Below are 13,332 nucleotides of genomic sequence, written 5' to 3'. Positions count from 1 at the left end.
TCGGTGTCCCCAGACTGGCCGTCGCGAGAACTTACGACAACCCCTTGACAACGCGGAAGGCCCGCCTCCGAGGAGACGGGCCTTCCGTGAAGCGAGGTCGCGACGTCAGTTGTCGCCGCGGACGATCGCGATGATGCGCAGGATCTCGACGTACAGCCACACGACCGTGACCATGATGCCGAACGCGCCGAGCCATCCGTACTTGCGGGGAGCACCGTTGCGCACGCCCTGCTGGATCTGGTCGAAGTCCATGACCAGCGAGTACGCGGCCATGAAGACGACCAGGAGGCCGATGAGCAGTCCGACCGGGATGCCCATGATCTTCATGCTGTAGATGCCGAAGGTCAGCTGCGGGTCGATGAGTCCGGTCCACATGCCGATGAGGTTCAGGACGCCGAAGACGAGGTAACCGATCATGCCGATCATGACGATCTTGGTCATCTTCTTGGAAGCGCGGACCTTGCCGCTGGCGAAGAGCGCCAGGGTGACACCGACGACGGCGACGGTCGCGAGCGTCGCCTGTCCGACGATGCCGGGCCAGATCATCTCGAAGAACGCAGAGATCGCACCGATGAAGAGGCCCTCGAAGGCGGCGTACGCGAAGATCAGCGCTGGGCGCACCTTCTTGCGGGACGTGAACGTCACGACCATCGCGAGGATGAAACCGACGAGTGCGCCGACCATCCACGGCACCATCGAGACGGCAGCAGCACGCTCGGGGAACGGTGTGCCGCCCAGCGTCCACACCCAGCCGACCGCGGCGGTGGCGAGCAGGACGACGAACAGTCCGACGGTCTTCCAGACGGTGTCCTCGACGCTCATCCGGTCGGTCTCGACCGCACCGGCGGCGGGAGCGGCGTACATGCCCTCCAGCTGCGCGTTCGTGGCGGCATCCACTCCGGCGTGCTGGAACGAGGCCGCCTGCGCGCCCTGAGCCGCCTGCGGTCCGCCGGGGTAGGTCGCGACATTGCGCGGATCCTGCTGCTGGAAAGCCGGGTTGTTGAATGCGAAGTTGCTCATCGTGGCCTCACTCCAAGGGGGGTCTTGATATCGCTTGTTAATACAGTACCCGGGCTGTCGGATGCGTGCGCTGTTCTACGCTGAGAGCATGCCAAGGAATGCGCCCCTCGTCATCGGTCATCGCGGCGCATCCGGGTATCGGCCGGAGCACAGCCGATCCGCCTACGAGCTCGCACTGGCGATGGGAGTGGACGCGGTCGAGCCCGACGTGGTCGCGACCGGCGACGGAGTGCTCGTCGTGCGCCACGAGAACGAGATCTCGGGGACCACGGATGTGGCCGACCATCCGGAATTCGCCGAGCGCAAGACCACGAAGCGGATCGACGGCCAGGCGCTGACCGGCTGGTTCACCGAGGACTTCACCTGGGACGAACTCGCCACGCTGCGCGTCCGAGAGCGGGTTCCCGAGCTCCGGCAGTCGAGCGCCAGCTTCGACCGCGGACAGCCGATCCTCCGGCTGATCGACGTCCTCGACCTCGTGCGCGACGGCTCGGCCGAGCACGGGCGCGAGATCGGCGTCGTGCTCGAGATCAAGCATGCGACGTACTTCGAGAGCATCGGTCTCGGCCTCGCGCCCTTGATCGCGCGTGATCTGCGCGCCGCGGGCTGGGCGGACGGCGAGCTGCCGCTCATCATCGAGTCCTTCGAGTCGACCGTGCTCGCGCAGCTGCGCGCGGCAGGCATCGCGGCATCTTCTGTGTACCTGATCGAGGCGAAAGGGCGGCCGTACGATCAGCTCGTCGCGCACGGAAAGAAGGCGCTGACCTACCCGGCCACGGTGGAGCCGGCCGGTCTGGACGGCCTCGTCGGCCGAGTCGACGGGATCAGTGTGAACAAGCGGATGCTGCTGAGCACGCCGAATTCGATCGTCGCCGACGCGCATGCCAGAGGCCTGCAGGTGTTCACCTGGACGTGCCGCCCGGAGAACGCGTTCCTCTCGCCGGAGTTCCGCAGCGACGGTCCGCGCGAGGCCTACGGCGACTACGAGGGGGAGTGGCGCGCGATCGCACGCACCGGTGTCGACGGCGTCTTCGTCGACCACCCTGATCTCGGCGTTGGTTTCTTCCGGAACTGACCTCCGGAGGTCACAGCGTCCGGTCGAAGGCGCCGGTGCCCGACTTGACGATCTCCTTGCCCAGCGGCATCAGCGACACGGGCACGAGCTTGAAATCGGCGATGCCCATCGGGATGCCGATGATCGTGATGCACAGCGCGATGCCGGAGACGATGTGTCCGATCGCGAGCCACCATCCGGCGAGGATCACCCAGATGACGTTGCCGAGGAAGGATCCGACGCCGGCGGTCGGCCTGCTGACGACCTCGCGCCCGAACGGCCAGATGGCGTAGCCGGCGATGCGGAAGGAGGCGATCGCCCACGGGATGGTGATGATCGGGATGCACAGCAGAATGCCCGCGAGCACGTAGCCGAGGAACAGTGCCCATCCGGCCAGGATCAGCCAGATGATGTTGAGGATCGTGCGCATGCCCCGATTCTGCCAGTGCGCGCCTGAGGATCGACCATGCGCTGAGCGTCACCTGGCAGTTCCGCGGTTCGGGTGCTCCGCGATGCCATGATGACCGGATGAGCGGAATCATCGCCGAGGGCGTCACCAGATCATTCGGCGAAGTGCACGCCGTCCGGCACGCGAGCTTCCAGGCCAGAGCCGGTCGAGTGACCGGACTCGTCGGCCCGAACGGCGCGGGGAAGACCACGCTGCTGCTGATGCTCGCCTCGCTGCTCGCGCCCGATACCGGCAGCATCCGCATCGGCGAGATCGACCCAGTGACCGAGCCGCTCGCAGCGAGGCGGCTCCTCGGATGGATGCCGGATGCGCTGGGCGCCTGGCCGTCACTGACAGCCAGGGAGACCATCACCACGACGGCTCGGCTGTACGACATGTCCACGCCGGATGCGGCGGCTCGCGCGACCGAACTGCTGGCGCTGGTCGGCCTGCAGGATCTCGCGGACGCGCCTGCGAAGGTCCTCTCACGCGGGCAGAAGCAGAAGCTCGGACTGGCGCGCGCGCTCGTGCACGACCCGCAGGTGCTGCTGCTCGACGAGCCGGCATCCGGACTCGATCCGCAAGCACGGGTGCACCTGCGCATGCTGCTGCGCGACTTCGCGAGCCAGGGGAGGACGGTGCTGATCTCGAGCCACATCCTGTCCGAACTGGAGGAGGTCGTCGACGACGCGGTGTTCCTCGTCGCGGGTTCCGTCGTCGATGCGGCCCCCGCCCCGTCGGCGACCCGGGCCTGGCGCATCCGATTGGCAGGCGCGACCGATGAGCGCTTCAGCGCCGATGCCTGGCAGGTCGCGTCGACTCTCGGCATCCCGGTCGAGTCGGTCGGAGCGGACCGCGGTGCGGTCGTCGTCGGGTTCCCCGGCGAGGATGCCGCAGCAGGCGCCCTGCGACTGCTCGTCGAGGCGCGGCTCGCGGTCGCGGAGTTCGCACCGGCGCAGAGCGCCCTCGAGCACACGTTCCTCAACCTTCGCAGCGCGACCGCATCGCCGCCGGCGCATCCCTCGTCCGGAACGGAGGCAGGAGCATGAGCGCCGCGCACATCGCAACGATCGCACGACTCGAGCTGACGCAGCGGCTGCGCAGCATCGGCTGGTACATCCTGCTCGGCGTCTTCGCGCTGCTGCTCGTCGGGATCACCGCACTGGCCTTCATGGTCTACTCCTGGGGCGACGCGATGGGTGCCGGGGTGTACTCGATCATCGTGAACGTCGTGCTGCTGCTCGTCGTGCTCGTCTCGCCGACGCTCAGCGGCAACGCGATCAACGGCGACCGCGAGGCGGCGACGCTCGCAGCGATCCAGGTGACGGCGGCGTCCACGGGCGACATCATGCTCGGAAAGCTCCTCGCCGCGATCGCGACCGGCGGAGCGTTCCTGCTGGTCGCACTGCCGTTCCTCGCGATCGGGCTGCTCGGCGGCGGTGCGAACGCGCTCGTGCTGCTCGTCTCGCTGCTGATCCTGGCCGTCGAGATCGTGATCGTCGCCACGATCGGCGTGGGACTGAGCGGGATCATCGCGCGTCCGCTCTTCTCGGTCGCCGCGACGTACCTCGTCGTCGCCGCCCTCACGATCGGAACGCTCATCGTGTTCGGGCTCGGTGGCGCAGCGCTGCGCAGCGAGGCGACCAGTTACAGCCGGCCCTACGACACGAAAGGCGAAGTGAACTGCGACGAGTGGGAGACCTACACCTACGAGGTTCCGCGGTTCGACCGCGTGTGGTGGGTGCTGGCCGCCAACCCCTTCGTCGTGCTCGCCGATGCGACGCCGACGGAGTTCAACGATGACGGCTATCCGGTCGACTTGTTCGGTCAGATCAAGCTCGGCGTGCGAGCGGCGCAGCAGTCGCCGGTCGAGCAGCGCTGGGATGAGTGCGCGGGGAACTACGGCGACATGCGCACGCCGGAGGAGATCATGGAAGGGACGGTGCCGAGCTGGTTCGTCGGCCTCGGCATCCAGATCCTGATCGCCGGCGGCCTGTTCGCCGGCGCCTGGTCGCGCACGCGGACGCCGGCACGGCGCCTGCCACCAGGTACGCGGATCGCCTGAGGCGTTGCGTCGGGGCGCTGGGAGGGAGCCGCCGCAGCCGCGAACCGCGGTGTCGGTGGTGCCGCATAGACTCGATGGGACATGACCGACGCACCTCTCATCGTTCCCGGAACAGCCGGGCCCCAGGCGCAGGACGACCTCCTGGCAGGCCTCAATCCGCAGCAGCTCGAAGCTGTGACCTATCGCGGCCCGGCGCTGCTCATCGTGGCGGGTGCCGGCTCGGGCAAGACGAGCGTGCTGACGCGCCGCATCGCCTCGCTGCTGCGGGGACGCGAGGCGTGGCCGAGCCAGATCCTCGCCATCACCTTCACGAACAAGGCCGCCGGCGAGATGCGCGAGCGGGTCGGCGCGCTCGTCGGTGAAGCCTCCCGCGGCATGTGGATCTCGACGTTCCACTCCGCGTGCGTGCGGATCCTGCGGCGCGAGGCCGAGCAGTTCGGTTTCACCAAGACGTTCACGATCTACGACTCCGGCGACTCGCGCGCGCTCATCAAACGGCTCGTGAAAGAGCACGAGGCCGACGCATACGGACTCACCCCGGCATCCGTGCAGTCCCGCATCTCGAAGCTCAAGAACGAGCTGTCGGATGCCGAGGCCTACGCCCGTCAGGCGAACATGTCCGATCCGGCCGAGCGCCTCTTCGTCGAGATCTTCGGCGACTATCAGCGCCAGCTGCAGAAGGCGAACGCGTTCGATTTCGACGATCTCATCGGACAGACCGTCTTCCTGTTCCGCGCCTTCCCGCAGGTCGCGGACACCTATCGGCGACGGTTCCGGCACATTCTCGTCGACGAGTACCAGGACACCAACCACGCGCAGTACGCGCTGATCCACGAACTGACGCGTCCGGTGTCGTCGAGCGCCCCCGACCCGTATGCCGCGAACGGCATGATGATCTTCGAGCCCGAGACGACACCGGCTCTCGAAGGCGCGTCGCTGACCGTCGTCGGCGACAGCGATCAGTCGATCTACGCCTTCCGCGGTGCGGACATCCGCAACATCAGCGAGTTCGAGCGCGACTTCCCCGGGGCGAAGGTCGTGCTCCTCGAGCAGAACTACCGCTCGACGCAGAACATCCTCTCGGCGGCGAACGCGGTGATCGGCAACAACTTCGACCGCAAGGACAAGAAGCTGTGGACCGATCGCGGTGACGGCGAGAAGATCGTCGGCTTCACCGGGTACTCGCAGCACGATGAGGCGCAGTTCGTGGCGGACGAGGTCGAGGCGCTGCATCGCAAGGGCGTCCCGTACTCCGAGGTGGCGGTGTTCTACCGCACGAACTCGCAGTCCCGTGCACTCGAGGAGATCTTCATCCGCTCGGCGGTCCCCTACAAGATCATGGGCGGCACGAAGTTCTACGAGCGCGCCGAGATCAAGGACGCGCTGGCGTACCTCGTCTCCGTCGCGAACCCCGCCGACGAGATGTCGCTGCGACGCATCCTGAACAAGCCGCGCCGCGGCATCGGGGACGTCACAGAGACGGCGATCGCGCGGTTCGCCGAGGACCACGGCATCACGTTCCGCGAGGCGCTGTCGCGCCCTGCCGAGCTCGGCGTCGGGCCCAAGCTGCAGGCGGCCATCGCGCACCTGGATGCCGTGCTGGCCGAGGCATCCGAGATCGTGCTGCCCTCGTCCGGCGAGGTGCCGCCGGCGACGTCGGTCGCAGACGGACTCACGCTGCTGCTCGCGAAGAGCGGCTATCTGGATGCGCTGCGCGCGAGCCGCGACCCTCAGGATGAGGCGCGCGTCGAGAACCTCGACGAGTTCGTGGCCGTGACGCGTGACTTCGCTCGCAACAACCCCGACGGAACCATCGTGGACTTCCTCACCGACGTCGCGCTGGTCTCGGACGCCGACGACCTGGATGACGAGTCCGGCTCGGTGTCGATGATGACGATGCACACCGCGAAGGGCCTGGAGTACGACGCCGTGTTCGTCACGGGCGTCGAGGAGGACCTCATCCCGCACCGCATCTCGGCGGGCGAACCGGGGGGTCCGCAGGAGGAGCGGCGACTGTTCTACGTCGGCATCACGCGCGCCCGCAAGCGTCTGCATCTGTCGCTCGCGATGACCCGCGCACAGTTCGGCGAGGTGACGGTGGCGATGCCGAGCCGGTTCCTGCAGGAGATCCCCGCCGGTCTCATCGACTGGCGCCAGTCGCCCGGGGATGTGAACTCGCGCGGCGGGACGCAGTCCCGTGCGCTCAATGCGCGTCGCCCCGGCGGCGGCGGCGATCGGTTCGGAGTGAAGCCGCTCGGCGGCTCGCTCAAGCCCCTGTCGACGTCGATGGACCGTTTCCCCAACAAGGTCACCTCGAAGGTGCGGGACAACGGCGACCTCGAACTCGCTGCCGGTGATCGCATTCGCCACGAGGATTTCGGCGAGGGGCGAGTGGATGCGGTGACCGGCGAAGGCGCGAAGCGCATCGCGCACGTGCGGTTCGACTCGGCGGGGCAGAAGAAGCTCCTCATCAAGATCGCGCCGATCGAGAAGCTGTAGCGGCGCGCGGTCGCCCGCAGCAGACGACGGTGCGGTCCACGGGCGCGGCGGCGATTAGGCTGACTGGCATGGCTTTGTTCTCCCGCCGCAAGAAGTCCGCCGACGACGCCGTCTCGGTCGCTGAGCCGACCGTCGACGAGGCGGACGACGCGGTTCAGCCCGACGGCTCGACGACGGATCAGCCCGAGAGCGAGGCGGCTCCCACGGTCGGCATCTCGGTGCAGGCGTTCCGTGGCGTCGGCGCGGACGCCGGACCCGAGGTCACGCTGACGAGCACCGAGCCCGCCGCACCGCGCCCGCAGGTTCAGGCATCCGCGCCCTCGGCACCGACGGCCCCCGCAGCCCCGGCGAAGCGCACCCTGCCGCTGGCGGCCGCTCTTCCTCCCGAGCAGACCGAGACGGTTGCCGGGATGAAGGACAACGTCCTGCTCCGCGAGGCACTCGCCGAACTCGCCGAGGGCGCGACCAACGAGCAGCTGCTGGGTGTGCTCCGTCAGGCGCTTCAGGGTCATCTGTATCTCCGTGTCAACGGCGATGCCCGCACGCAGATCGCCGAGGGGCAGGCGCTCTCGATCGCCGTGGTCCGCGACGAGGACCGCTCGTTCATGCTCGCCTTCAGCAATGCCGCTTCGGTGCGCGACTCGGTGCAGCGCGAGACCGACCCGACCGCGACATCCGCCGTCGCCCAGCCGGTGACATCGGTCATCCAGCAGGTCGTCGCCGGCGAGTTCACCGGGCTGATCATCGACAACGCATCGGGCGTCCACCGCGCGGTCTTCCCGACCGAGGTGCTGAAGAAGGCACTCGACCAGGCCGACCCCGACCTCACGATCAAGACGCTGCTGTCGGGTCCCCGTGAGGCGGATACCGCGGTCAAGGTCGGCGAAGCACTGGCGAAGACCAAGGCGTGGGTCGCCGTCAACGACGGCACGTCGAGCGGTCAGGTGGGCATCGCCGAAGCGCAGACCCCCGACGGCAAGCGATTCCTCCAGCTCTTCTCGCACCCGCTCGAGGTCGTCGCACTCGGTCGGGGAGACCGACCGATGCCGTTCACGCCAGAGCAGCTCGCCAAGGTGCTCTCCACGCACCCGGAGATGGCCGGCATCCTCGTGGACGCCGCCGGCCCGTCGATCATCGTCGAGCGCGACGCGCTCGCGCCGGTGCTGGTGCTCGCGGTCGATCTCGGAGACTGAACCGCCCGACCCTGGCCGAGGCCGTCGGTTCGCAATAGGGTCGACGCATGGCCTCAGAACGCGTCACCGTGACCGTGTCCGACCCCGAGGGCGAGCGCGAGCTCGCGCTGTCCAGCCCCAGCCGCGTGATCTGGCCGGAGATCGGCATCACCAAGGCCGAGCTCGCGGAGTACGCCCAGCAGGTGGCGACCCCGTTCCTGAACGCGAACGGGCACCGTCCGGTCTCGCTCGAGCGGTTCCGCGACGGGATCGGCGGCGAGAGCTTCTTCTCGAAGAACCCGCCCAAGGGCACGCCCGACTTCGTGGATGCCGTGACGGTGACGTACAACAGCGGTCGCCGTCATCCGCAGATCGTCTTCAACCGTCCGAGCGCGATCGTGTGGGCGGTGCAGATGAACACGATCGTGTTCCACCCGTGGGCGTCGCTGGCCGACGACCCGGACAACCCGGTCGAACTGCGCATCGATCTCGATCCGCAGCCGGGTACGGACTTCGCGGATGCCGTCGTCGCCGCGCACGGGCTGCGCGAGGTGCTGCGTGACGGCGGGCTGGAGCCGTTCATCAAGACGAGCGGCAACCGGGGTCTGCACGTGTTCTGCCCGATCGTCCCCGAGCACGAGTTCCTCGACGTGCGGCACGCGGTCATCGCGGCCGGTCGCGAGCTGGAGCGCCGGATGCCGGAGCAGGTGACGATGAGCTGGTGGAAGGAAGAACGCGGGGAGCGCGTCTTCGTCGACTTCAACCAGGCCAACCGAGACCGCACGATGGCCGGTGCGTACAGCCCGCGTGCGCTCCCCGGGGCCACCGTTTCCACGCCGGTGCACTGGGACGAGCTGAACGACGTGGACCCGAAGAGCTTCACGGTCCGCAGCATCCCGAAGCGCCTGGCGGACGTCGGTGACCCGTGGGCCGAACTGCAGGCCGCGCCGGGGCGCATCGACACGCTGCTCGGCTGGTGGGAGCGCGACGTCGAGAACGGCCTGGGAGAACTGTCGTTCCCGCCGGAGTTCCCCAAGATGCCCGGCGAACCGCCGCGGGTGCAGCCGAGCAAGAAGGTCGCCGAGAACTGGGACGAGAACGGCGAACGGGTCGACGACTGAGAATCAGGAGATCGCGTCGCCTCCGGGCATGCGCGGGTCGGAGACCGGCAGGAACTGCGACGGATCCGGATGCCGGATGCTGTCCGGATCCGGCTCCATGAACACGTCCGTCGGAGCCGTTCCGTCGGCCGCGACCCACAGCAGCACGGTTCCGCCGACCGTCGGCGCGTCGTCGATGCCGGTGAGAAGGCGCTCGCGGACCCGATGGGCTCCGGTTCGCGTGGTGTACCCGGCGGTCACCTCGAAGAGCATCATCGCCCCCACCCAGACCTGCGTGAACTCCGCTTCGACGACGTCGGCCCGCACCCGGCGCCCGTGCGCGCGCAGCGCCTCGACCCTGGCGTATTCGGCTCGTGCGGAGAGGATCTCATCGCGGAGCATCCGAGCGCGCAGCACCGTGAACACCGCCGCGGTGACAGCGACCGCAGCGGCGACGATCCGCAGCATGAGATCGCTGATGGTCAGCGCGGCGACGACGGCGCCCAGTGCGATACCGGCGAACCAGGCGACGGAGGGCAGGTAGGACTTCGCCGGGATGTCGTCGAGCCACTCGTCGGCGCGATGCAACGTCTTCGCGGACAGTCCGGCGACGACACCGGTCACGACCGCCAGGAGCAGCCACCACTTCACCATCTCGGCGTGCGCCCAGGTCGCTGCGCCGATCAGATCCGTCGCGATGGCGAAAGCGGCCCAGACGACCACCGCAGTGCCGAGCACCACCATTCCGGTCGCCGTGCCGACTCGCCATTCACCGTTCACCGTCGGTCCCTCCCGGACAGCACCATCCTAGGGCGAGTGCCGGGTCATACCCGCTCCAGCACCTCGTCCAGGTCGTAGCCGGCGACCGTCTCGAGCTGCGCGTACGTGCACGAGCGGGCTTCGCGATCCGGGCGCCAGCGTTCGAACTGCACCGTGTGCCGGAAGCGAGCGCCCTCCATCTGGTCGTAACGCACTTCGAGCACGCGCTCGGGGCGCAGCCGCACGAACGACACATCCTTGGCGCCCGAGAACCGGCTGCGTTCGCCCTCGCCGGTGACGGCTGCGCCCTCGGCATCCCGCTCGACGAACGGAGCGAGCTCGTCGACGAGCTCCTGCCGCCTGACGTCGCTGAAGGCCGCGACACCGCCGACCTGGCGAAGCACCCCTTCGGTGTCGTACAGCCCGACGAGGAGCGAGCCGACGCTCGACCCCGACTTGTGGATGCGGTAGCCCAGCGCCACGACGTCGGCGGTCCGAGCATGCTTGATCTTGATGAGCGTGCGTTTGCCCGGCGCGTAGGGCTGATCCAACGGCTTGGCGACGACGCCGTCGAGGCCGGCGCCCTCGAACTCGGCCAGCCATCGCTGGGCGAGAGCGCGATCCCGGGTCGTGCGCGTCAGATGGAAGGGGTGCGGGATGCCGGTGAGCAATCGCTCGAGCCGTTCGCGACGCTCGGCGAACGGCCGATCCTGCAGCAGCTCGTCCCCCTCGGCGAGAAGATCGAACGCGATGAACATGGCCGGGGTCTCGGCGGCGAGCCGGGTGATGCGGGAGGCCGCCGGATGGATGCGCTGACTGAGCGCCTCCCAGTCCAACCGCTGCGCGCCCGGTTCACCGGTGGCGACGACGATCTCGCCGTCGAGGAGGCACGGGCGGGGCAGTGCGGTCGCCGCGGCATCCGCCAGTTCGGGGAAGTAGCGCGTCAGCGGCTTGGCTCCGCGGGAACCGATCTCGAGCGTCTCGCCGTCCCAGGCCAGGAGTCCGCGGAAGCCGTCCCACTTCGGTTCGTAGAGCAGCCCGCCCGGTGTCCTGGCCGGGTCGGGGACGGCCGGTGCCGCCTTCGCGAGCATGGGAGCCGGGATGTCGTACGCCATGGTGCCATCCTGCCCGGTGCGGCCGTGCGGCGGATAGTGCCGTCCTCAGAAGAGGTCGTTGAGCGAGACCCTGGTGCCGCCATCCCTGAGTGCGGTGCGGGCGGCGTGCCAGCCGGCCATGCCGTTCACACCGGGGCCGGGGGGCGTGGACGCGGAGGCCAGGTACACGCCGGCCATCGGCGTACGCCACGGTGCTGTCGACAGCGTCGGCCGTCGCAGCGCCTGCGCGATCGTGAACGCGCCCCCGAGGATGTCGCCGCCGATCTCGGCCGGGTTGATCGCTTCCCGTGCGGATGCCGGGACGGCATGATGCGCGAGGATGCGGTCGCGGAACCCCGGAGCGAACCGCTCGACCTGGTTGGTGATCAGTTCTGTCGCGTCGAGGTGGGATCCCTGCGGCACGTGGATGTAAGCCCAGAGCACGGCTTTGCCCTCCGGCGCACGGGTGTCGTCGAGCACCGAGGGCTGCACGGTGAGCACGTACGGACGCTCGCTGACGACGCCTCTGGCGACCGCGTTCTCGCTCGCCCAGACCTCTTCGCGCGTGCCGCCCACATGCACCGTCGGGGCTTTCGCGACGTCCGCGTTCGTCCACGGGACCGGCCCGTCGAGCGCGAAATCGACCTTGGCGGCGGCTGGGCCGTATCGGTATCCGCGGATCGCGCGCGCGTAGCGTGCGGGAATGTCCGGATGCGTCAGCAGGAGCCGTGGCGACGTGTTCAGCATCAGCACGTCGCCACGCGCCGGGTCGCCCCAGTCGAGGGAGGCGAGGTCGTCGACCTTCACACCGGTCTCGATCGTTCCGCCGTGGGCGGCGAGGTCTTCGGCCATGATGTCTGCGATGGGCTGCGCTCCGCCGCGCGGATACATCCACCCGCCGGCGTGGGCCTGCGCGGCCAGCAGCAACCCGGCGGCAGCCCCGGCGAGCGAGGGGAGGGGCGTGTTGGCGTGCGCCAGCACACCGGACATCAGCGCAGCGGCCTCATCGGTCCGGAAGGCGCGTGCGGCGAGAGGCGAGCCCTGATCCAGCATCCGCAGGGCGAAGCGGACGGCCGTGATCGGGTCGTGCGGGATGCGGAGCATCTGATTGCCGGTGAAGTCGACGACGCCGCCGATATGGGAGCTCAGCGGGCGCAGCCGGCTCAGCCAGGCGCGTTCGTCGACGCCGAGTCCGGCGGCCGTCCGTTCGATATCGCGCCATGCGATGCCCGCGCGGCCGTCGTCGAGCGGATGCGCGTACGAGATCGCCGGACGGATCCACTCGATCCGCTCCGCGAGTCCGAAGGCCTGGTAGAACGGCGAGGCGAGGGCCGCCGGGTGCACAGCCGAGCAGACGTCGTGGCGGAAGCCGGACAGCGTGGATTCCAGGGTGCGCACACCGCCGCCGATCGTGCGCGCCGACTCGAGAACGCGCACCTCGTACCCGGCGCGTGCCATGGACACAGCCGCCGAAAGTCCGTTCGGACCGCTGCCGATGATCGTCGCCCGCGCCATGGGGCCAGTCTTGCATGCCGGACATTGGTGTGTGGTATCCCTCCGCGCGTGAGATCCTGGAAGCAATGAACGAAGTACAGGGGCCGACCCCCGCAGGCACCTCCCGTCCCTATCGCAACCTTCCCGAGGCGCTTCGCGCGCACCGGATCGACCAGATCAATCACGAATTCATCACGGCGATCACCGACGCCGTGGGCATCTCCGCCTTCATCGACCGCGGCCGCTACATCGAAGCTGTCCGCGTGGGCGAGGGCGCCCCGCTGCACATCGGCAAGACATACACGAACGGCTTCGAGTCCTGGGAGCAGATCGTCGTTGGCTCGACCATGCTCCGGCTGCAGCCGAGCGAAGGCCGCGCGCCGTATTTCTTCGTCACGCACCCGAGCGCGTACGCGGAATCCACCCCGCTCAAGGCATCCACCAAGCGGACTCCGGGCTCCAAGAAGGCGGCGGCGCCCCGTGCGGCCGCTCCGGCGCGCCCCGTGCGCCCGACCAAAGTCGAAGAGCGCGACTACGGCGTGTGCGACGTCTGCTTCATGGTGCGCGGCCCGTCCGGGTCGTGCGGCTGCGCGAACTGACACCTTCCCGCGAGACCCGCTTTGCGGG

General features: G+C 68.8%; 12 protein-coding genes. 7 read left to right on the top strand and 5 right to left on the bottom strand.

Annotation, left to right across the window (positions count from 1 at the left end):
• Nucleotides 1–105 precede the first annotated feature (105 nt).
• A complete protein-coding gene (locus ACI7YT_RS14215) occupies nt 106–1,020 on the bottom strand; it encodes a Bax inhibitor-1/YccA family protein (protein WP_406246272.1) in 915 nt (304 codons plus the stop codon).
• Nucleotides 1,021–1,108: 88 nt separating this feature from the next.
• Here ACI7YT_RS14215 and ACI7YT_RS14210 point away from each other — a divergent pair, with 88 nt between their 5' ends.
• On the top strand, nt 1,109–2,095 hold the full coding sequence (locus ACI7YT_RS14210) for a glycerophosphodiester phosphodiesterase family protein (protein WP_406246271.1): 987 nt from the start codon (nt 1,109–1,111) through the stop codon (nt 2,093–2,095).
• Between the two features lie 10 nt (nt 2,096–2,105).
• Here ACI7YT_RS14210 and ACI7YT_RS14205 read toward each other — a convergent pair whose 3' ends face one another.
• Entirely contained in the window at nt 2,106–2,504 is a 399-nt protein-coding gene (locus tag ACI7YT_RS14205) for a YccF domain-containing protein (protein WP_376179045.1), read from the bottom strand.
• A gap of 98 nt (nt 2,505–2,602) precedes the next feature.
• Here ACI7YT_RS14205 and ACI7YT_RS14200 point away from each other — a divergent pair, with 98 nt between their 5' ends.
• The 5 genes from ACI7YT_RS14200 (at nt 2,603) to ligD (ending at nt 9,379) form a co-directional block, all read left to right on the top strand.
• Nucleotides 2,603–3,571 (top strand): ABC transporter ATP-binding protein, encoded by a 969-nt coding sequence (locus ACI7YT_RS14200; RefSeq protein ID WP_406246270.1) that lies wholly within the window; start codon nt 2,603–2,605, stop codon nt 3,569–3,571.
• Nucleotides 3,568–4,587, top strand: coding sequence for an ABC transporter permease (locus ACI7YT_RS14195; RefSeq protein ID WP_406246269.1), 1,020 nt, complete (start codon nt 3,568–3,570; stop codon nt 4,585–4,587). The genes ACI7YT_RS14200 and ACI7YT_RS14195 overlap by 4 nt, the downstream gene beginning before the upstream one ends.
• Before the next feature lie 81 nt (nt 4,588–4,668).
• Nucleotides 4,669–7,086, top strand: coding sequence for an ATP-dependent helicase (locus tag ACI7YT_RS14190; protein ID WP_406246268.1), 2,418 nt, complete (start codon nt 4,669–4,671; stop codon nt 7,084–7,086).
• 68 nt (nt 7,087–7,154) lie between these two features.
• Entirely contained in the window at nt 7,155–8,279 is a 1,125-nt protein-coding gene (locus tag ACI7YT_RS14185; RefSeq protein WP_406246266.1) for an SseB family protein, read from the top strand.
• Between the two features lie 47 nt (nt 8,280–8,326).
• Entirely contained in the window at nt 8,327–9,379 is a 1,053-nt protein-coding gene (ligD, locus tag ACI7YT_RS14180) for a non-homologous end-joining DNA ligase (protein ID WP_406246264.1), read from the top strand.
• Nucleotides 9,380–9,382: 3 nt separating this feature from the next.
• On the opposite strand, the gene ACI7YT_RS14175 is transcribed toward ligD, so the two are convergent.
• From ACI7YT_RS14175 to ACI7YT_RS14165, 3 genes are read right to left on the bottom strand one after another with little or no spacing between them, the layout of a single operon-like run.
• A complete protein-coding gene (locus ACI7YT_RS14175) occupies nt 9,383–10,138 on the bottom strand; it encodes a hypothetical protein (RefSeq protein WP_406246263.1) in 756 nt (251 codons plus the stop codon).
• Between the two features lie 44 nt (nt 10,139–10,182).
• Nucleotides 10,183–11,232, bottom strand: a complete 1,050-nt coding sequence (locus tag ACI7YT_RS14170; RefSeq protein ID WP_406246261.1) for an ATP-dependent DNA ligase — start codon at nt 11,230–11,232, stop codon at nt 10,183–10,185.
• Between the two features lie 45 nt (nt 11,233–11,277).
• Entirely contained in the window at nt 11,278–12,726 is a 1,449-nt protein-coding gene (locus ACI7YT_RS14165) for a phytoene desaturase family protein (RefSeq protein WP_406246259.1), read from the bottom strand.
• Between the two features lie 65 nt (nt 12,727–12,791).
• Between ACI7YT_RS14165 and ACI7YT_RS14160 the strand changes: the two genes are divergently transcribed.
• The gene (locus tag ACI7YT_RS14160) at nt 12,792–13,304 is read left to right on the top strand and encodes a hypothetical protein (protein ID WP_406246257.1); all 513 of its coding nucleotides are present in this window, start codon (nt 12,792–12,794) and stop codon (nt 13,302–13,304) included.
• Nucleotides 13,305–13,332: the final 28 nt, after the last annotated feature.

Source organism: Microbacterium sp. M (assembly GCF_045181065.1).
GTDB lineage: Bacteria > Actinomycetota > Actinomycetes > Actinomycetales > Microbacteriaceae > Microbacterium.
This window is presented reverse-complemented; position numbering and strand designations above follow the sequence as displayed.